Source organism: Marinomonas sp. 63XJN7_7_ISO-PGPR-S23-202 (genome assembly GCF_056173505.1).
The window spans coordinates 5,131,617-5,151,338 of sequence record NZ_CM149677.1 but is presented as its reverse complement, the minus strand read 5'-3'; the positions used below and the strand labels follow the sequence as shown (position 1 = coordinate 5,151,338).

Sequence of the window (19,722 nt, the reverse complement as noted above, 5' to 3'; positions counted from 1 at the left end):
GGGCAGTTCTATTATGGCAGTCGGAAAAGAGATACGTACTCAGATTTCGAGCATTAACAATACGCGTAAAATTACTCGTGCTATGGAAAAAGTAGCCGCCAGTAAGACGCGTAAAGCTCAGGATCGTATGGCCGCTTCTCGTCCGTATGCGGAACGAATTCGCCAAGTCGTTGGCCATTTGGCTAACGCGAATCCTGAGTATAAACACCGTTACCTTACCGAGCGTGAGGCGAAGCGTGTTGGTTATATCGTAGTCTCTTCTGATCGTGGTTTGTGTGGTGGTTTGAACGTTAACGTGTTCAAAGCCGCATTAAAAGAAATGAAGCAGTTTTCTGATTCCGGTGTTCAGGTTGATATCTGTGCAATTGGTTCTAAAGCGGTTTCATTCTTCCGTAACTACGGCGGAAACGTAACAGCTGCTTTTACAGGGTTAGGTGATGCACCTAAAGCTGACGACTTAGTTGGTAGTGTAAAAGTAATGCTAGATGCATTTGATGAAGGTCGTATTGACCGCTTGTATGTGGTTTCTAATGAGTTCGTGAATACTATGACTCAGAAGCCCAAGGTTGATCAACTTTTGCCATTGCAACCAGAAGAGAATACAGAGTTAAAGCACCATTGGGATTACATTTATGAGCCGGAAGCCGTTGAAATTTTGAACGAGTTATTGGTTCGTTACATAGAGTCTCAGGTATATCAATCGGTTGTTGAAAACATTGCGTGTGAACAGGCCGCTCGAATGATTGCCATGAAAAACGCAACCGACAACGCAGGCGATATCATCGATGAATTGCAGTTGGTGTACAACAAGGCTCGTCAAGCAGCAATTACTCAGGAGATTTCTGAGATAGTTGGCGGCGCGGCAGCGGTTTAAGGTATTTAGGTATTAAGAGGATCCGAACATGAGTAGCGGACAAATCGTACAGATTATCGGTGCGGTCATCGACGTGGAATTCCCACGTGACAATGTGCCAAAAGTATACGACGCCCTCACTATCGAGGGTAAAGAGTTGGTGTTAGAAGTTCAACAGCAACTAGGCGACGGTGTTGTTCGTACCATCGCCATGGGCTCTACAGATGGTATGAAACGTGGTTTGACAGTGGATAACACTGGCCACCCAGTGTCTGTCCCTGTAGGAACCAAAACACTAGGACGTATTATGGACGTTCTAGGTAATCCAATTGATGAAAAAGGTCCTATCGGTGAAGAAGAGCGTTGGTCTATTCACCGTCAAGCGCCTTCTTACGATGAGCAGTCTTCTAGCAGCGAATTGTTGGAAACAGGTATCAAGGTAATCGACCTTGTCTGTCCGTTCGCGAAAGGTGGTAAAGTGGGTCTGTTCGGTGGTGCCGGTGTAGGTAAAACCGTAAACATGATGGAGCTTATCCGTAACATCGCCATCGAGCACAGTGGTTACTCTGTATTCGCCGGTGTAGGTGAGCGTACTCGTGAGGGTAACGACTTCTACCATGAGATGACTGACTCGAACGTAATCGATAAGGTATCTCTTGTATACGGCCAAATGAACGAGCCACCAGGTAACCGTCTACGTGTTGCTTTGACAGGCTTGACCATGGCGGAAAAATTCCGTGATGAAGGTCGTGATGTACTTTTCTTCGTCGATAACATCTACCGTTACACGCTTGCTGGTACCGAAGTATCTGCATTGCTCGGTCGTATGCCATCTGCCGTAGGTTATCAGCCGACGCTTGCGGAAGAAATGGGTGTTCTTCAAGAACGTATCACCTCTACTAAGACAGGGTCTATCACCTCTGTTCAAGCGGTATACGTCCCTGCGGATGACTTGACTGACCCATCGCCAGCAACAACCTTCTCTCACTTGGACGCAACGGTTGTATTGTCTCGTGACATCGCTTCTTTGGGTATCTACCCTGCGATCGATCCTCTAGACAGTACGTCTCGTCAGCTTGACCCATTAGTTATCGGTCAAGAGCACTACGACGTAGCACGTGGCGTACAGATGGTATTGCAACGTTATAAAGAATTGAAAGACATCATCGCGATCTTGGGTATGGACGAGCTATCTGAAGAAGATAAGCAAACGGTTAACCGTTCTCGTAAAATCCAACGCTTCTTGTCTCAACCTTTCTTCGTTGCAGAAGTCTTTACTGGCGCACCAGGTAAATATGTTTCTTTGAAAGACACTATCCGTGGTTTCAAAGGCATTCTAGAAGGTGAGTTTGATGACTTGCCAGAGCAAGCGTTCTACATGATTGGTAGCATCGACGAAGCCGTCGAGAAAGCTAAAAAACTTTAACCATCACGCATAGTAAGGGCGCGACGCGTTCTTACTGAGCCTGACTAAGAGAGGCAACTTATGGCTATCACAGCAGTACACTGCGATATCGTAAGCGCTGAGCAAGAGATCTTTAGCGGAGTCGTTAAGTCTCTTTCGGCTGCAGGCAGCTATGGTGGCCTAGGCATTATGCCAGGGCATTCTCCATTGCTGACAACGTTGCAACCAGGTCCTGTTCATGTGGTTAAAGAAAACGGTGATGAAGAGTTTATCTTCGTGTCTGGTGGCTTCTTAGAAGTTCAACCGAACAGCATTACCGTTTTGGCTAACACAGCTATTCGTGCAAGAGATCTTGACGAGGAAGCGGCACTAAAAGCGAAGCAACATGCACAAGAGCTTTTAGCGAACCAAAAATCAGACGTCGATTATTCTCGTGCAACAGCGGAATTGGCAGAAGCCGTCGCGCGCTTGCGTACTATCCAGCAGTTCCGTCATAAATAAGGGACGCGCTGGAACCTGAAATCAAAAAAGCAGCCGAGTGGCTGCTTTTTTATTCCAACCTTGCTCCATAAAACCACTAAGACTTTATGTAGAGTCACCTCATAGCATCTTCCAAAGGGTATCAAAGATAATTTGTTGGGCACAGGCGATGTCTTTCGACTCTAAAACCACAGCCGATGGAAAGTTCTTGCTGACAAGAGAGATGATGGCACATTTTGGTGGATAGATTGCAATGTAGCTGGCATCCACGGAGCCTTCGGTTTTAATCCATTTTCGTTGTGATAGTTCCGCCTCTTCTCCCCCTTCTCCAAGGGCAATCACTTTTACATTGATACCCAGTTTCACTCGCTGTTTTGTATAGTTAGGAAAGGGGCGATATAAGTAAGGTCGAATCGGTTTGGAGGAAAACACACAATATTCTTTGTGGTCTTGTTGCGACACGACGTTTAAAATGTCGCGTAATACCCATTCGATGCCGTCGTCCCCTTCGTAATAACGTATATTAGTGTGATGATACTCGGGCTGTTGCTGATGTAAGTTGGGAATGATGGTGGTTTTGAGAGTTTCAATGGTTTTATCTAAACGATGACGCCGATCTTCCGCAAGGCTGAGTAAGATCTCTGGGTTTTCTGCTGTAAAAAAGCGCCTTTTCCCTTTCGGGAAATAACTGATGACTCCTTTGCTTTGCAATTGCTTAAGTGATTCGTAGGCGGTACCACGGTTAATGCCGCTGTGCTCAGCAATGTCGCGGATAGAAGAGGGGCCTAATTTTAATAGGGTTTGGTACAGTAGAGATTCTCTTGGGGTTAGGCCGAGTTGTTCAAAGGTTTGCTCGATCATATCGCTCACAGTTGGTTAATGTTGATGTTTATCACGACAGACGTCATATCGAGTTAAAGAATACACGTATTGAAAGAAAAAAGCGCAGAACGATCTGTCTGTGAGGAGTGAAAAGTGACAAATGATCAACGATTTGGGGGTATTCGCCGTTTGTATGGCGATGCCGCTTACGATGTTTTTTCTAAAGCGAAAGTGTGTGTCATTGGCATTGGTGGGGTGGGGTCCTGGGCGGCAGAAGCTTTGGCTCGCTCTGGTGTCGGTCATATAACATTGATCGATATGGACGATGTATGTGTCACCAATATCAATCGTCAAATCCACGCTCTCGATGGCAATATAGGCAAGCCCAAAGTGGAGGCTATGGAAGAGCGTATAAAACTGATTAACCCTGAATGCCAGGTAACCTGCATTGAAGACTTTATCACGCCTGACAACATCCCCGAGCTACTGTCCGAGAAGTTTGACTATATTGTGGATGCGATTGATAGTTTAAAGCCTAAAGCAGCACTTATCGCTTGGTGTAAACGTAATAAGCACAAGATCATTACAGTGGGCGGAGCGGGTGGACAAACTGATCCAACGCAAATTCGTATTGCCGATTTATCCCGTACTGAGCAAGACCCACTGGCGGCCAAGCTGCGTAACTTCCTACGTCGCCACTATAACTTCTCACGTAATCTTAAGCGTCGTTTTGATATTGAATGTGTGTATTCATTGGAGCAACTGAAATACCCTCAGCTGGATGGTACTGTGTGCGAGCAGCGTCAAAAAGGCGATAGCGAAACCAAAATGAACTGTGATACGGGCTTTGGTGCCAGCACTGTAGTCACCGCAACCTTTGGTTTTGTGGCGGTGAGTCGGGTGTTGGAAAAACTGGCGCAGAAGGCGAATTGATAGTGGACTTACTGTTAAACGGTAAATAGCGGTGTCTGGCGAGTTACCCAAAGGAAGCAATTTGCGGCTTTTTGACGTTGAACATTAAGAGAATTTTTTAAGCACTATAAACAAGAGGAAATAAGGTGGTAGATTCAATGAATGCAGATCACAAAGAGACGATTATTTACGGCGAACGAGGCGCGAATATCTCATTTCGAATCCTTCGTTATGCGTTGATGTCTTGTATTCCTTTGCTAGCGGTGTGCGCTTACATGAACAATTACTTTGTATTGCTGCCAGTGCTATTTTTGTTGGTATCTCGTTATATGACGGCGAAATATTGGCAAAACACGCCTTATGTTGTGTTTAAGGATGATCTTTTTACGATTAAACCCTCCAAAATGGTGGCGGAAAAATCGATACCTTATGACAGTGTGGTGCGTATTGAAGAACAGAAACGAGCTTGGGTCGTGAACTACTCTATTGATGGCAAAGAAAGACAGCTTGTTATTGTTCGTTTCTGGTTAACCCCCACAGGTGAGGACACCATAAGAACCGAATTTAAACGTCATATACCTTCTGTTGTGATTGATGCGGAGTGAGGAGAGCTTCTAAGCATGTTAGATAACAATGGTGGCGGCCCTGACTCGATAGGGTGAGTGCTATCCTCGTTTGGCTATTAACTTTTTACTACATATTTCTATTTAATTGATAATGTTCACTATATAACGATTAATCTTTTCTATCTTTTGGATAGAAAAAAATGGTTTGTTTACTTTTTATTACGTGTCTTATTTTTTACACAAAATATTTTAATTACATACAATATTGCTCTGATAGTAAATTTATTCGGAATAGTCACTTTATCGATATGAGTTTGAAGAGAAGAGGCTTATTCTATATTTCAATCAGCTATTTTGTATGCAAAGCGATTAATTTTATACATTGCTAGCAGACTTTTCGCCTCAAGTAGAGAGATAAAATTGTTACAAATTAATTTTATTTTTCTTTTATTTTCATTGAGTTAGTGGGTAAGTATAGGTACTAGTAGAAAAAATCATTGCTACTGTATCCGCCACTCTTGTCTATTCTTATTAAATTTTATCTCTACCTCCCATGTATTATTCATAATGAAAATAACAATATAACAGTTAGTCCCCTTGCCTATAGAACAGAGTTTTTATATCAGAACTCTATAGTGAACTATTCTTAAATATTTGTAACAAAATGTTACAAATATTATTGTTATGCCTTCGATTCACCGCTGTATTATTGTTTTCATAATGACATTCAGTTTTTCGTTTATTAGTTAACTGAACATTATGGAGGAAGGTTATGTGGATCATTTGGATGGGTCTGTGTCTAAATTCACTGATAACTGGGTATGCTTTTTTGGCTTCATCGGCACCATATTATATGGTGCCTAATGTGATTGCTTGGATCATGCTGTTGCTGCTTGTCGTAGCCTTTATTGGTGCCGCTCTTCTTTATACCTCAAAAAAACTATTGGGCATGTACTTGACGATAGCAGGCTCCTTTGGGTGTTTTCCTATCGGTCTGGTGATTGTCCTTGGGGTGTTGAAGTGGAGAAAACAACACTATCGGAAGGTATATCATTTTACGTGATAGCGCTAGGATGGCGCTTATTTCTTGATGTTTTCTATGATTGCTAATACCCCATTCGCTCTTGATTGAGTAAGATAGCTACCTAAATTCAGTGATTCCAGTTCAGCTTTCAAATCCATTTTTTGCTTTTCCGTCTTCGTTTTTCCTTGCACTAAACTCAGTATCGCTACCAGTACGCCGCGCATGAGTTTGGCGTCGCTATCCGCTTTGATAGAGTGGGTATCATCCTTGTTATCAATAATAAGCCAGACGGCACTTTCGCAGCCTTTTACTCTATTCTCTTCGGTTTTCTCTTCAGCGGTTAAGCGCGTTAAATGTTTACTCAAGGTGACCAAAGCTTTGAAGGTTTCTTCTTTACTGCGGCAGGCCTGCAGTTGCTGTTTTACATGAGTGTAGGGAGGTAAGTCAGTCATTGCTATTCATCAGTTAGTAAGTCTATGGCTTCTAGGAGAACATCACAGAAGCGGTCTGCTTCTTCTAGGGTATTGTAACAGGCAAAGGAGGCGCGTAGCGTTCCTGCCACACCTAATTGTGACATAAGTGGATGGGCACAGTGGCTGCCTGCACGCACAGCGATGCCTTGGCTATCTAGGTAGGCATTTAAATCTAAAGTATGGATATTGGGTATACTTAACGAGACCAGAGTCGTGTGTGTTTCTGGAGAATAAATAGCCACTTGGCTTTCTTTATGAAGGCGAGTGTAAACGTGATGGGCCAGAGATTGCTCCCAAGCAAGTAAGGCATGGCGATCTTGTTGAGTGAGAAACTCACAAGCGGCAGCCAGTCCGATGGCACCTTCAATGTGAGGGGTTCCGGCTTCCAATCGATAGGGGAGTGTATTGAATTGTGTTGATTGATAGGTCACATGTTGCACCATTTCCCCACCCGTTTGATAGGGAATTAATACCTCTAGGGCGTGGGCTTTTCCGTATAACACCCCAATGCCGGTTGGCCCATACATTTTGTGACCTGAGAACACATAGAAGTCGCAGTCTAGCGCTTGTACATCGATGGGATAATGCGCAACGGCTTGAGCGCCATCAACCAAGGTAAAGGCGTTGTGCTGCTTAGCCTGCATTAACATTGCTTGCAAGGGGGTGTGAACACCGATGGCATTAGACACTTGAGTGGCCGCAAAAATACGCGTGCGATCGGTAAAATAACTTGCGTATTCGTCTTCCCATTCTCCTTCTGATGTTAAAGGTAAAATTCGTAAACGGGCGCCTGTACGAAAGGCCAATTGCTGCCAAGGGACGAGGTTGGCGTGGTGTTCTAAGCTGGTAATAAGAATTTCATCGCCTTTTTTGAGCAGATGTTCAAGACCGTAGGCCACCATATTGATGGCTTCTGTGGTGCCTTTACTCCAGATGACGTGGCTTTGCTCTGGTGCATTTATAAAGCGAGAGACGGTATCACGGGCTTGTTCAAAACGCGTGGTGGCCTTGTCACTTAAATAATGCGCCCCCCGATGGACGTTCGCATTGAATGAGCGATAGTAATCTTGAATGGCATCCAGCACGCTCAATGGTTTTTGTGTGGTCGCTGCGTTATCAAGATACACCAGTGGGTGGTCATAAGCCTGTTGTGACAAAATAGGAAAGTCTTGACGCAGGGAATGGGGATCAAAAGCCATAAAGGGTCTACTGTTTATCGTTTGTTATCGTAAAGGGTGATATACCCAATGTGTGTAAATGTTTGAAAACTAATCATAGCGTCTTAGCTGTTGAGAAAAAACGCCGTTTTGCTTGCCTTTTTCTCAATCCCGCTTACTCTTTGATAACAGATGATAAACAAATACACAGAGAAGGTACAAAGCGGTGGCGGATTTTTTATATAAAGGGGTAGTGGATTGGTTTTTGGATCAAATGTCACAGGATGTGCTATCACCTGGCGACCGTATGCCCTCTTTGCGAGCGTTATCGAAGCAATTAAAACTGAGTTTGAATACCATTATCCATGGCTATGAATTGTTAGCTGAGGATGGCTGGATCGAGTCGCGGCCGAAATCAGGGTATTTTGTTTGTCATCGAAGTGAAGCGAAGCCTGCCTTATTAATGCCTGGGGAGGCGCTGCGAAAGCTGGATAATCTTGGCGCTAAAGTGGCTTGGTCTTGTCTGGCCCATCGTGGAGCCTTGGTCGATCAAAGTGATGCGTTTTTAGCCCCTAACACTCGTACCGAAGAGGTGGATTTTCCGGTATTGGGTAAAGGTCACCTAGCGGTAAGAGAAGCGGTAAGTGATCACCTTAATGGATTGGGTATCAAAAGCCATGCTTCACAATTATGGCTAGGTCGCTCTCCTTTGGCGATGTTTTCGAATACGGTGTTGTCGCTAACGCAGCGAGAGGATGCTGTATTGGTGATCACACCCTGTGACCCGCGCCTTCCTTCTACGTTGCAAAGCTTGGGCCGCAAGGTGATCAGCATTGCGTCGGGAGAGCGGGGTGTCGATTTGGATCTTGTTATTCGCTGTTTTAAAGAAGAAGCCATCAAGTTATTGGTACTGCCTGGTCAGTTTGCCTTTCCTGCTGGGCAAAGCATCAGTAATTTAAGCTTGCGTCGATGGTTAGCCATTATTGATGAACTGCAATTACCCACCATTGAATGGGATTTGTGTTCTCATTTGGCCCACCGTGCGGGATCGGTTATGACGTATAAATCCCTCGATTCATCGGACCACATTGTCTACATCGGAGGGGTAGAAACCAAAGGGGTGGATCGATCCGCCAGTTGGTGCCTGCCAGGTCGCCATAGCACTCTGTTGGAAGGGGGATTTTTATCAGCGGATATGGCGTTAAGTAATGTTCAGCAACAGGCGCTGAGTGATGCTTTAGAATCCACGGGTAAACGTTCGTTACGACGTCGAGCACGACAAGTTTGGGCGAATTCAGAACGAATTAAGGCGCATCTTGAGACCCATCTAAATGATCAAGCCTGTTTTGCGCCCAGTAAAGGGGGCATGGGGCTGTGGTTACGTTTGGAGACACCGCTGGGTCAAGATGATATGACGGCTTTATTGGCAAGCTTTCGTCATGCCATTGTACCGGGGGAGTTAGTGAGCCATGAGCCAGATGCCAATCATTGGTTAGCTATCAATACCACCTTGGACGATGTTGAGCCTTTAGCGAAAAAACTTGCCGAGCGCTTGTCTCTTAAAACGAGGACGGCGTCTATTGACAAAGAAATAAGTGAAGAAACGACTATCGAAGAATCGGTTAAAGAACAAACAAATGTCCTAGTCGATGATTATGCTCTAGAAGCAAAGGACGAAGAAGAAGTAATAGATCATCAAGCAGAAGTCGATTCAGATGTCTGCGAATCAAATACCATTGAATCAGACAGTGCTGAAAGCGTTTCTCCCGAGATTGAACCGTTAGCGCCTGTTGAGTCAGAAGGGCTTTTGGAAGCAATGATGGAAGAAACGGGGGTTGAGTTGGCGCCAGACGATACCTCTACAAACCACGAGCAGACGGAAAAGACCCCCGCTATTCCGGATGATGACCAAGAAGGGAATACCGAAAAAACGCCGCAAAAAGTACGCCGAGATGCGTCGAAAGACCCGTTGTATAACCCCATGTTAGATCTGATTAACCATGACTTTGGCTAACCGAGACTTTTGCACGACTACTGCGCTTGTCAATACTTTGTTAAAAACAGACTCAAAATGCTCATTTATCTCTATAAACTCCGCTTTCTCGTCTGTTTTTGCCGCGTCTTGGCGTCGCTCGTGACATCGTGCAAAGGTCTCTAACCATTTATCGGCTTTAAGAGCGTCCTAAAGGGCTGCTGTTTTGTTTAGCGGTGTCTAAGCGAATATAAGATTTTGTGCTGATTACATTGGCATGGGCGTAGATCTGCTTCACCACTAAATCGGTGAATTGGGTCATGTCTTTCGCGCAAATTTCTACCATTAAGTCCACATCGCCCGTGACGCCGTACACACCAATGGCGGCGTTTTGCTGTTGTAAAAATTCCATGACATCGTCCCGGGCATTCGGCTCTTCTTTACTGACAGTGACGAGTGTCCAAGCCATCACACTATAGCCCAATTTTTGGTAGTTTATATGGGCTTGGTAACCGCTAATAATGTCCATTTCTTCTAATTGACGTAGTCGTCTTAAGCATTGTGATTGCGATAAATTTATGGTCTGAGCAAGTTGTGTATTGCTGATACGGCCATTTTGTTCCAATGCTTTGATTATGTTGTAGTCTGTTCGATCTAAGATAATTTCTTTCATATTTTATTGTATTCACACAAAAATCTTGTATTACATTAGGAAAGTTTTGATTAAATAGCAAACAACTTGTGTGGCTTATTCTTTATACTCTGAGTCTGGTTGCTTGCTTTTTTAAAGGCAAGTTAAGCGTTTTATATGGAGAGAAGTGATATGCCGTCGTTAGATTTGGAATTTGTTCGCGCTCAGTTTCCTGCATTTCAAGAGCCTTCATTGGCTGGGCAGGCATTCTTTGACAATGCTGGTGGCTCCTACGCTTGCCAAGCTGTAATTGATCACCTTAATCAATATTATCGGCAGACCAAATTACAGCCCTATCACCTGCATCCTGCGTCGCAAAAAGCGGGCGCACAAATGGATGAGACCTATCAGCGTTTAGCGGCCTTTCTCAACGTGGCAACCGATGAGTTGCACTTAGGGCCTTCGACATCACAAAATACTTATGTGTTGGCTCAAGCGTTCGCTAAGATACTGGGCGAAGGGGATGAAATCATTGTCACCAACCAAGATCATGAAGCGAACATCGGAGTATGGCGGAGGCTAGAGGCCCATGGCTTGGTGATTAAAGAATGGCAAGTGGACCCAGACACAGGGTTATTGGATATGGCTGATTTGTCTGATTTATTGTCGGAGCGGACTAAGCTGTTAGCCTTTACCCATTGCTCTAATGTGGTCGCTCATATTAATCCGGTCAAAGCCATTTGCGACCAAGCCAGAGAAGCGGGAGTTTGGACGGTCGTCGATGGAGTGTCCTATGCGGGTCATGGCTTGCCTGATGTTAGCGCGTTGGGCGCCGATATTTATTTGTTCTCTCTTTATAAAACCTTTGGGCCCCATCTTGGCGCCATGGTAATCCGCTCTGAGATGGCCGAAAAGCTTGGGAATCAAGGCCATTATTTTAACTCGGCCTTCAAAAACAAATGGTTTGTACCAGCGGGGCCTGATCATGCTCAAGTGGCGGCGAGCCGAGGTGTTGTTGATTATTTTGAAGCACTTCATGATCATCATTTTTCGACAACGGGCACTCTTCCAGAAAAAGCTCAGCGGGTAAGAGACTTACTGCACACTCACGAACACGCTCTATTAACCTGTTTGCTTAGTTATGTATCACAACATCCTAAGCTGGCGTTGGTAGGGCCGCTCGACCCAGACAAAAGAGCCGCTACCGTGTCGGTTATTCCCGTTGGTCAAACACCTCAAGCGCTGGCCCAGAAATTGGTTGATCAAGGCATTATTTGCGGTGCTGGGCACTTCTATGCGGTGCGTTTGTTAGAAGCGATGAAGGTGGATCCAAATACAGGCGTAGTGCGTTTATCATTTGTTCACTACACCCAGGCGGATGAGGTGGAGAAAGTGATTCAAGCCCTTGAACAGGCCCTTTAAAAGGGGAAAACAACGGGAAAAACGTCTCTGCTCAACACCACCAGACAAGAAGCCTGACTTGTCTGGTGGTGTTGCTGAACTAAGGAGGCTAGTTGTTGTTCAAACTAGGGTTTTTTGCTCCAGCAAATATATCTAATTTTTTATTATAAATAGGGCTTCTCATATCAAATGCCCCCATCACGCTGTGAAAGACATTGTCTTGAGTTGTTTTTGCTCTGGCTTTTAGTTTATCGACAGAAATATGCTGCTGCTTGATAAAGTCTTGTGACATCCAAACCAAGAAAGGAATGGTATATTGTTGCTTCGGCGCAATAGAGTAAGGGGTGCCATGCAAATAGATACCATCTTCTCCTAGCGACTCCCCATGATCTGACACATAAAGAAACGCACTCGCGGTATTAAGACCCTTCAAAATGGTTCGTAATTGATCCAAAAAATGGTCGTTGTATAAGATGGTATTATCGTAAGCGTTAACCAGTTCTTGATGGGTACAATTGCTCAGTTCAACGGAACGGCAGACCGGTTTAAAGACTTCAAATGCTTTTGGGTATTTGAGGTAATAAGTGGGCCCGTGGCTGCCGCTTTGGTGTAGAACAACAAAGATCTTTTGCTTTTTCGATGCTTTGATTTGCTCGGCTAAATGACTTAACAAGACACCATCGTAATCACATTCATCGCCTTTACAGTTTTTTTCTAAGTCTTTGGCGTTTATATAACTGGCTATTTTCAGTGGTGGCTCGCCCCAGTTGTGACTGCGCCAAAACACATCGATGCCTTGTCGTTGTAAGTAACTGGGCAAAGGCTCGAAGTTCTTTCCAAAGAGGTGACTTGTGTTGGCGTACGACAGGATACATTTCACTGAAGCGGTGGTGTAGGTCGCACAAGAGGTCGCATTTTTTAGGGTAATAACGTCTGAATTACTGAGTAACGGGTTCGTTGGTCTTTGATAACCGTACAGGGAAAAATCTTCTGCCCGTGCGGACTCACCAATCACTAGCACGACGACCGTTTTTTTATTCGAACGGAAGGTGGCGTTGGGGAGTGGTGTTTGTTCGACATTCTCTTCATCTTTTTGGATTTGAAAACGAATTGAGTTTCCCACATAAGACCAGGGCATGGTTATGCCACCCAGTTGTTTGGCATGTTTGTCCACCCACAGCCATGTACTACCCGAAAACCAAACCCAAGTGACACTGATAACGATGGTAAGGATAAGGTGGAGAAATAAGCGTAATCGAGAGGTTTTTAGCACGGATGTTCGAATGATGAGCCAGGCAGGAATCATGCCCAATACCACAAAATAGATGAACATCTTGCCGCTTAAAAAGGGAGATGCTTCAGAAAACTTGGTATTAAACACATTGCCCATCATGGAAGTGCCTAAAATGACGTTATAGGTCACGACAAAATACACGGCTAATGAGTTGGCTAACGCCAGTATCACGCAAAGGGTTTTTCCAAGTCGTCTTGATATCAAGAACAGCAGATAAAGAGCGAGCGCAGTTTCCAAATAAAGAACGACAAATACCGTGAAGATGGTATGTAGGCTATTGAGTGTTAAACCATCAAGGTTGTTGATGGAAAAAGACAATAGGGGCCAGTTATAAAGAATGGCATTTAACAAGGCCGCGATAATAATAAAGCTTGAGGTGCTGCGTTTTGCTCTAAAACCATTCTTGATATAAGCGCTTAGGCTGACGGTAGAACGAGGCAAATCTGTGTGTGGGCTCTTCATAGGGCAGAGTGTGTTCCTATTAACCTGCTGACATTGAGTGCGTCAATGGTGCTATAAAATAATAATCTGCTTATTTTATGCGTTTTTTATCAATTGCGTATATAAAATGTTTTTAAAGTAAGGAATAAGACTCATTGCTGATGGAGGAGAAGGTCGTTCACTATGGTAAAAAAGCGCTATGACAGCGCTTTTTTAATGGCCGTTAACATGGTTAGAGGGTCTTGATAATCCAAAGGGATGGTAGTGAGTTGATCGCCTTTTAAAACGGCCAATGAAGGGAAGGAGTTTAAGCCAAGTTGCCTTGCTTGGGCGATTTCTTTTTCTAATAGGCCTTCTGCCTTGATATGGTCCATGGCTTTCAGAAAACCTTCCGCTTTTAAGCCGATGTGCTCTGCACACTCAACCAGTGTCTCCATATTGGACGGATTTTTCGCCTGAAGGTAATAGGCTTGTTGAATGGCATGGTACATTTCATCTTCCGATCCGGCATCCCTGGCAACCAGACAGGCTCGGCATGCAGGATAAGTGGAGCGACGTGGTTGGTTGACTCGCCAAAAGTCAAAGTTAAAGTCGGTGCCTAAGTTGGTTTGAATTCGTTGCCAAGTATTTTCCAATTTGGCTTTCATTTCCTCAGACATTGGCTTTTCGGAATCAACGGCTAACCCACCTAACATGGATTGTATCGTCAACTTTTTCTCATCGATCAGGGGTTGTAAGGCTTTTTGTAGCTTATTCCATGTTGGACGAAACCCCCAACACCAACTACACATAGGGTCATAACAGTAAAGTAAAGTGGCCGTCATTGTGTTCATCCCATTTTGCGAAGTGACAAAGAAAGCACTCAAGGTTACCAGTCTGTCCTTGGGCTGGATAGTGCTCTTAACGAGTACTTGTAGAGATTTTAAAAATTTGTTAGTTTAGAATTAAAAGGAGATGGCATTCCTCCTCTAACCGCTTTGAAGCCATTCGAAGCTAATGATGTCTACGCATCGAACCTGGAGACAGGAGACGTAGATATGTCTGCAATTTCTCAATCTAGGCTCGTTATTTTTAAATTAGATTAGAGTCTCAGTTCTATGTTTTTTTCTATTTTATCGGTATGTATAGGTGCCTCTTGTGGTGCACTATTGCGCTGGTTTTTAGGCAATCAATTTAACTCTCTTTTTCCAACGTTACCGCCCGGGACGTTGATCGCAAATTTAGTTGGCGGATACCTAATTGGTCTTGCTATTACGTTCTTTGGTCAGCAGACATCGCTCCCACCAGAGTGGCGACTCTTGATCATTACAGGCTTTCTTGGGGCTCTTACTACGTTTTCAACGTTTTCAGCGGAGGTGATAACCCTGTTTCAAGAGGGGCGTATATTATGGGCTTGCGGTGCAATTGCTATTCATGTCATAGGGTGTTTGGTTATGACCCTTTTAGGAATTGCTACCATGTTTTGGCTACGATCAGTATAGCTATCTGGTCAAGCACAAGTCTTTTTATCAATTGATGGTTGAAGGTAATTCATTATGAAAGGGTATCAGATTACATTTTTTACACAGCAAAGTCGTCATCATAAAGGACAATTGGTGTCTGAATGGATATTGAATCAGGCTAAAGAGCTTGGATTAAGAGGAGGGACGAGCATTATTGGCTCTGAAGGTATTGGGCATAAAGGAAAGATCCATTCGAGCCATTTCTTTGAGTTAAGTGATCAGCCCGTAGAAGTGTCAATGATCGTCACGGAAGAAGAAGCGGAGAAGCTATTCAATAAAGTTAAAGAAGACGGTGTCTCCATTTTTTATGCCCAAAGCCCTGTTGAGTTTGGGTTTTTAGGGGAGTCATAGCAATGAGGCCAGTAAAACCATCATTAATGGTGGTTTTACTGGCCTTTAAGCTTAATTAGCTTTTAAGAATTTCTGCAATGGCCTCACAAAGGGGCTCCATATTCTCATGGGTCATGCCAGCCACGTTGATGCGACCAGACCCCACAATGTAGATAGAAAACTCTTTGCGCAGACGCGATACTTGTTCTGGGTTCAAGCCAGAAAACGAGAACATGCCGTTTTGTTTGGAGATAAAGGAGAAATCTTGATTAACCCCTTTCGCTCGCAGTGTATTCACAAAGAGACTGCGCATTTCGTGGATACGAGAACGCATGCTTTTTAGCTCCATTTCCCACAAGCTGCGTAGTTCTTTCGAGTTTAAAATCTCAGCAACAATGGCTGAACCGTGAGACGGTGGGTTGGAGTAGTTAGTACGAACGGCACGCTTGATTTGTGTAAAAGCAGACAGCGCTTGATCCGCATTATCACTCACAATGGTTAAGGCGCCGACTCGTTCATTGTACAAGCCAAAGTTTTTGGAAAAAGAATTGGCAATCAGCATTTCCGGTACGTGATTTAAGAAAGTACGTAACCCCTGAGCATCTTCTTCAAGCCCTGCTCCAAAGCCCTGGTAAGCAAAATCAAATAATGGCAAAAAGCCCTGTTTGCTACAAAGTTTTGCTAATTGATACCACTGCTCTGGCGTGGGATCGATCCCTGTTGGGTTATGGCAGCAAGCATGAAAGAGAACCACATCGCCCGCGGGTACTTGAGATAAACTGGCGAGCATGGATTCAAAATCTAAGGACTTAGTATCCACATCATAATAAGCGTAGCTGCCTACTTCTAAGTTAACGGATTGAAAAACCGCTTGGTGATTTGCCCAAGTTGGATTACTGACCCAGATGGTTGCATCGGGTAGATGTTTACGCACAAACTCGGCTGCTATACGGAGCGCACCAGTACCACCAGGGGTTTGAACCGTTTGGGCCAGCTGTTTACTGATGATCTGACTGTCCCCGCCAAATAAAAGCGCTTGTACGGCCTCTCGGTAAGCTTGCGACCCTTCGATACTGAGGTAGCTCTTGCTGGTTTCTTGGTTAAGCAAGCGTTCTTCGGCTTGCTTAACGGATTTTAAAATGGGCGTTATGCCTTGTTCGTCCTTGTATACACCGACGCCTAAGTTGATTTTCTTGGGGTTTGGATCGTTGCGGAAAGCGTCATTCAGGCCGAGAATAGGATCGGATGGCGCAGCTTGGATGTGTTCAAACATAGTGACTCCCCAAAAGGGTTATTTTACTTATTGAGACGTTTGCGCGACGGCTGGTTTTACCAATCTATAGTAAAAAATAGACATAAAGTACTGATTTATAAACGGTAGCCTTATCATTTTGATCTATTTTTGCCGTGTCTTGGCTTGACTTCTGTCTTCGTTCAAAGGTCTCTTATTATGTAGTGATTAGAAAAAGATCATAATTCAGTTGCATATGGTACTCCAACGAGGAAGTAACCGCTATAAGAAGACACGGAATGGCCCTATAGAAAGTAGGGGACTTATGTTGATTTATGTTAATGAGAAGGGACTTTTTGTTGGACAAAAGACTGCCATGCTCCATGTGTAGACCTAGTAGAGTCGTTAAAAAGGCGCACAACAACACGTAAGGCGGTTAGCGCCTAATCAAAATCGTTTTTTGCCCTTATACACTTGTATAGTCAGTGTATAAGCGCGTGTCTTTGTTTCTGAGAGTATTATTCATCCCAGCCATTTGAGATGGCATGGTGTAAACGTTTTTCCTCAAGGTGTTTCTCGATAGCTCGGCGTGCTTTGAGCATGCGGACGCTGTCTTCCTTTTGGTTGCGTTCTTTTTTTTCATTCTCCAAACTGATAGAAGCATGAAGAATGTCGGTTTTTACTTCAGTCAAGGTTTCAGAAAAATTACTCATTGTTATACCCTTCTGGCTAATCTCGATGACACTCAATGTGATTGATCACTGTCATCAATGGATGAAAAAAGTCAAAATAGACAGACAACTTGTTTCAGGTTTATAAAAAACGCATATCGATCAAAAATCAACCTCTTTTTAACGCGTTTTTATGACAAACACATTAAATTAATACGGCGGAATGCAATGGATGTTTCTTTTATCCTCGACTCGTTAAATGATAAACAGCGTGATGCAGTGGCCGCGCCATTGCAAAATAGCCTTGTGCTAGCGGGAGCGGGGTCCGGCAAAACACGCGTTTTGGTGCATCGTATCGCTTGGCTGATGCACGCTTACCAACTGTCGCCCTACAGTATTATGGCGGTGACGTTTACCAACAAAGCCGCACGTGAAATGCAAGGGCGAATTGAAGAACTGGTGGGTGTTCCTCCTCAAGGTATGTGGGTGGGAACGTTCCATGGTCTGGCCCATCGCCTGTTGCGCGCCCATTGGCGTGATGCGGGGCTCAAAGAAAACTTCCAGATTATGGACAGCGATGACCAGCTGCGCTTGGTAAAACGTATTATGCGAGAGATGAACATCGATGATACGCGCTGGCCGCCTAAACAGGTGTGTTGGTTTATCAATGGGCAAAAAGATGAAGGCCGGCGTGCTGCCCATGTACCTGATAGTCATGACCCTTTCTCTAAAGGTATGCGAGAACTGTATTATCATTATGAGGAGGCCTGTGAACGTTTGGGCATGTTGGACTTTGGAGAGTTGCTATTGCGTGCTCACGAGCTGATGCTCACTAATCCGCCTTTGTTGCGCCATTATCAAGAGCGTTTTCGTCATATCTTGGTGGATGAGTTTCAAGACACCAACACCATTCAATATGCTTGGCTACGCGTTATGGTGGGCGATCAAGGGACGATTACCGCCGTGGGGGATGATGACCAGTCTATCTATGGTTGGCGTGGGGCGAAAATTGAAAATATTCATAACTTCACTAAGCACTTTAAAGACGTTCAAACCATTCGTTTAGAGCAAAACTATCGTTCCACTGGCCACATACTGAATGCGGCTAACGGTTTGATTAAAAACAATGATGACCGTTTAGGTAAAGAACTCTGGACTGATAGCGGTGATGGTGAGCCGATTTCCCTCTACGCGGGGTTTAACGAGCAGGATGAGGCTCGGTTTATTATTGGTATTATCAAAAAGTGGCGTGATGAAGGCGCCGCGTTGAAAGAGACGGCGATTTTATATCGCTCTAATGCCCAGTCTCGGGTGATTGAGGAATGCTTAGTTAGGGAACAGATTGCTTATCGAATTTATGGTGGGCACAGATTCTATGACCGTTTAGAGATTAAAAATGCCTTGGCTTACGCCCGATTGGCGCTGGATCCAAATGACGATGGTGCCATGGAGCGGGTGATTAATGTGCCGCCTCGCGGTATTGGCGAGCGTAGTATCAGTACGCTGCGGGAAATGGCACGGGATCAAGGCTGCTCCATGTGGCAAGCGGCTCAACTTATTGTTGATCAATCCATCATGCCGGCAAGAGCAACCAACGCCATTAAAGGCTTCCAACAAATTATTGATGATCTGATGACCACCGTTCAGCAGCCGGATTTAAGTTTGGGTGACATCTTTGAGCAAATTATTAACGATGCCGGCCTGATACCTTTCCATGAAAAAGAGAAGGGAGAGAAGGGCGAGGCGCGAGTCGAGAACTTAAAAGAGTTGATTGGTGCCGCCGGAGGGTTTAGTTGGAACCCTGAAGACGAAGCCTTTAGCTCGCCACTGATGGCCTTTCTGGATCAAGCGGTATTGGACGCTGGCGATGCGCAAGCGGACGAGTACCAAGATGCGGTTCAGTTAATGACACTGCATTCTGCGAAAGGACTGGAATTCCCATTGGTGTTTCTAACGGGCGTGGAGGAAAACTTATTCCCCAGCAAAATGTCGTTTGAAGAGCCTGGTCGCCTTGAAGAAGAGCGACGCCTTTGCTATGTGGGCATCACCCGTGCCATGAAGAAACTTTATATTACTTATGCGGAATCCCGTCGTTTGTTTGGTAGCGAATCTTTTAATAGTCCGTCGCGCTTTATCAAAGAAATCCCGCCACAGTGTTTGGAAGAGGTACGCCTGCGTTCACAAGTGAGTCGTCCCGTCTCCATGCAGCGACCCGATTATCAGACGGAAAAAGCCCGTTTGCAAAACAGTACGGTTTTGAACAACTTTAAAGCACCAGAAGTGAATGTCAGTATGGGGGATCGCGTTAAGCACCCTGTGTTTGGTGAAGGTTTAGTGATTAACTATGAAGGACAAGGGCCACAAGCCCGAGTGCAGGTTAATTTTGATGATGAAGGCAGCAAGTGGTTGGTGTTGTCCTTTGCGAAATTGGAGGTCTTATAATGTACTCGAGAGTCCATGAAAAGGTTTCTATTTGTATATAACTGATTGATTTATAAAGAATGTCATATTGGTGTCGGTGATATGTCGTCACGCACCCATGTCGTTTTCAGTAGGC

At 44.6% G+C, this 19,722-nt stretch carries 19 protein-coding genes and 1 riboswitch; of the genes, 11 read left to right on the top strand and 8 right to left on the bottom strand.

Features of this window, described 5'->3' with window-relative positions:
* Nucleotides 1-13 precede the first annotated feature (13 nt).
* Genes atpG through AC0VYG_RS23690 form a run of 3 tightly spaced genes read left to right on the top strand, consistent with a single transcriptional unit; the run spans nt 14 to nt 2,759 of the window.
* Nucleotides 14-874 (top strand): F0F1 ATP synthase subunit gamma, encoded by an 861-nt coding sequence (atpG, locus tag AC0VYG_RS23700; protein WP_475430286.1) that lies wholly within the window; start codon nt 14-16, stop codon nt 872-874.
* 28 nt (nt 875-902) lie between these two features.
* A complete protein-coding gene (gene atpD, locus AC0VYG_RS23695) occupies nt 903-2,279 on the top strand; it encodes a F0F1 ATP synthase subunit beta (RefSeq protein WP_475430285.1) in 1,377 nt (458 codons plus the stop codon).
* Between the two features lie 60 nt (nt 2,280-2,339).
* Nucleotides 2,340-2,759, top strand: coding sequence for a F0F1 ATP synthase subunit epsilon (locus tag AC0VYG_RS23690; RefSeq protein ID WP_067011729.1), 420 nt, complete (start codon nt 2,340-2,342; stop codon nt 2,757-2,759).
* Between the two features lie 99 nt (nt 2,760-2,858).
* On the opposite strand, the gene AC0VYG_RS23685 is transcribed toward AC0VYG_RS23690, so the two are convergent.
* The gene (locus tag AC0VYG_RS23685; RefSeq protein ID WP_475430284.1) at nt 2,859-3,599 is read right to left on the bottom strand and encodes a TrmB family transcriptional regulator; all 741 of its coding nucleotides are present in this window, start codon (nt 3,597-3,599) and stop codon (nt 2,859-2,861) included.
* A gap of 114 nt (nt 3,600-3,713) precedes the next feature.
* Here AC0VYG_RS23685 and tcdA point away from each other — a divergent pair, with 114 nt between their 5' ends.
* The 3 genes from tcdA to AC0VYG_RS23670 all read left to right on the top strand — a co-directional run bounded on the left by tcdA (nt 3,714) and on the right by AC0VYG_RS23670 (nt 6,101).
* Nucleotides 3,714-4,493: a tRNA cyclic N6-threonylcarbamoyladenosine(37) synthase TcdA gene (tcdA, locus tag AC0VYG_RS23680; RefSeq protein WP_475430283.1), complete on the top strand. Its 780-nt coding sequence runs from the start codon at nt 3,714-3,716 to the stop codon at nt 4,491-4,493.
* A gap of 137 nt (nt 4,494-4,630) precedes the next feature.
* Nucleotides 4,631-5,077 (top strand): hypothetical protein, encoded by a 447-nt coding sequence (locus AC0VYG_RS23675; protein ID WP_475430282.1) that lies wholly within the window; start codon nt 4,631-4,633, stop codon nt 5,075-5,077.
* Between the two features lie 733 nt (nt 5,078-5,810).
* A complete protein-coding gene (locus AC0VYG_RS23670; RefSeq protein WP_475430281.1) occupies nt 5,811-6,101 on the top strand; it encodes a hypothetical protein in 291 nt (96 codons plus the stop codon).
* A gap of 17 nt (nt 6,102-6,118) precedes the next feature.
* Here AC0VYG_RS23670 and AC0VYG_RS23665 read toward each other — a convergent pair whose 3' ends face one another.
* Nucleotides 6,119-6,514, bottom strand: a complete 396-nt coding sequence (locus tag AC0VYG_RS23665) for a SufE family protein (RefSeq protein WP_475430280.1) — start codon at nt 6,512-6,514, stop codon at nt 6,119-6,121.
* 2 nt (nt 6,515-6,516) lie between these two features.
* The gene (locus AC0VYG_RS23660; protein ID WP_475430279.1) at nt 6,517-7,734 is read right to left on the bottom strand and encodes an aminotransferase class V-fold PLP-dependent enzyme; all 1,218 of its coding nucleotides are present in this window, start codon (nt 7,732-7,734) and stop codon (nt 6,517-6,519) included.
* 184 nt (nt 7,735-7,918) lie between these two features.
* Here AC0VYG_RS23660 and AC0VYG_RS23655 point away from each other — a divergent pair, with 184 nt between their 5' ends.
* Nucleotides 7,919-9,706: a GntR family transcriptional regulator gene (locus AC0VYG_RS23655; protein ID WP_475430278.1), complete on the top strand. Its 1,788-nt coding sequence runs from the start codon at nt 7,919-7,921 to the stop codon at nt 9,704-9,706.
* A 157-nt stretch (nt 9,707-9,863) separates the two neighbouring features.
* Here the strand turns inward: AC0VYG_RS23655 and AC0VYG_RS23650 are convergent, their stop codons facing one another.
* On the bottom strand, nt 9,864-10,337 hold the full coding sequence (locus AC0VYG_RS23650) for an Lrp/AsnC family transcriptional regulator (protein ID WP_475430277.1): 474 nt from the start codon (nt 10,335-10,337) through the stop codon (nt 9,864-9,866).
* A 150-nt stretch (nt 10,338-10,487) separates the two neighbouring features.
* On the opposite strand from AC0VYG_RS23650, the gene AC0VYG_RS23645 reads away from it, so the two are divergent.
* A complete protein-coding gene (locus AC0VYG_RS23645; protein ID WP_475430276.1) occupies nt 10,488-11,717 on the top strand; it encodes an aminotransferase class V-fold PLP-dependent enzyme in 1,230 nt (409 codons plus the stop codon).
* A gap of 88 nt (nt 11,718-11,805) precedes the next feature.
* On the opposite strand, the gene eptA is transcribed toward AC0VYG_RS23645, so the two are convergent.
* Together eptA and AC0VYG_RS23635 are read right to left on the bottom strand one after the other, a co-directional pair.
* Nucleotides 11,806-13,452: a phosphoethanolamine--lipid A transferase EptA gene (gene eptA / locus AC0VYG_RS23640; RefSeq protein WP_475430275.1), complete on the bottom strand. Its 1,647-nt coding sequence runs from the start codon at nt 13,450-13,452 to the stop codon at nt 11,806-11,808.
* Between the two features lie 176 nt (nt 13,453-13,628).
* Nucleotides 13,629-14,255 (bottom strand): DsbA family protein, encoded by a 627-nt coding sequence (locus AC0VYG_RS23635; protein ID WP_475430274.1) that lies wholly within the window; start codon nt 14,253-14,255, stop codon nt 13,629-13,631.
* Nucleotides 14,256-14,372: 117 nt separating this feature from the next.
* Nucleotides 14,373-14,444, top strand: a riboswitch (Fluoride riboswitch).
* A gap of 84 nt (nt 14,445-14,528) precedes the next feature.
* On the opposite strand from AC0VYG_RS23635, the gene crcB reads away from it, so the two are divergent.
* Both crcB and AC0VYG_RS23625 read left to right on the top strand, forming a co-directional pair.
* Nucleotides 14,529-14,912: a fluoride efflux transporter CrcB gene (crcB, locus tag AC0VYG_RS23630; RefSeq protein WP_475430273.1), complete on the top strand. Its 384-nt coding sequence runs from the start codon at nt 14,529-14,531 to the stop codon at nt 14,910-14,912.
* A gap of 54 nt (nt 14,913-14,966) precedes the next feature.
* Nucleotides 14,967-15,284 (top strand): DUF190 domain-containing protein, encoded by a 318-nt coding sequence (locus AC0VYG_RS23625; RefSeq protein ID WP_475430272.1) that lies wholly within the window; start codon nt 14,967-14,969, stop codon nt 15,282-15,284.
* A 55-nt stretch (nt 15,285-15,339) separates the two neighbouring features.
* Here AC0VYG_RS23625 and AC0VYG_RS23620 read toward each other — a convergent pair whose 3' ends face one another.
* On the bottom strand, nt 15,340-16,536 hold the full coding sequence (locus AC0VYG_RS23620; RefSeq protein WP_475430271.1) for an amino acid aminotransferase: 1,197 nt from the start codon (nt 16,534-16,536) through the stop codon (nt 15,340-15,342).
* Nucleotides 16,537-17,012: 476 nt separating this feature from the next.
* Nucleotides 17,013-17,207, bottom strand: a complete 195-nt coding sequence (locus tag AC0VYG_RS23615; protein ID WP_475430270.1) for a PA3496 family putative envelope integrity protein — start codon at nt 17,205-17,207, stop codon at nt 17,013-17,015.
* Between the two features lie 186 nt (nt 17,208-17,393).
* Here AC0VYG_RS23615 and uvrD point away from each other — a divergent pair, with 186 nt between their 5' ends.
* Complete coding sequence (gene uvrD, locus AC0VYG_RS23610) at nt 17,394-19,607, top strand: DNA helicase II (RefSeq protein WP_475430269.1); 2,214 nt, start codon at nt 17,394-17,396, stop codon at nt 19,605-19,607.
* Nucleotides 19,608-19,722 lie beyond the last annotated feature (115 nt).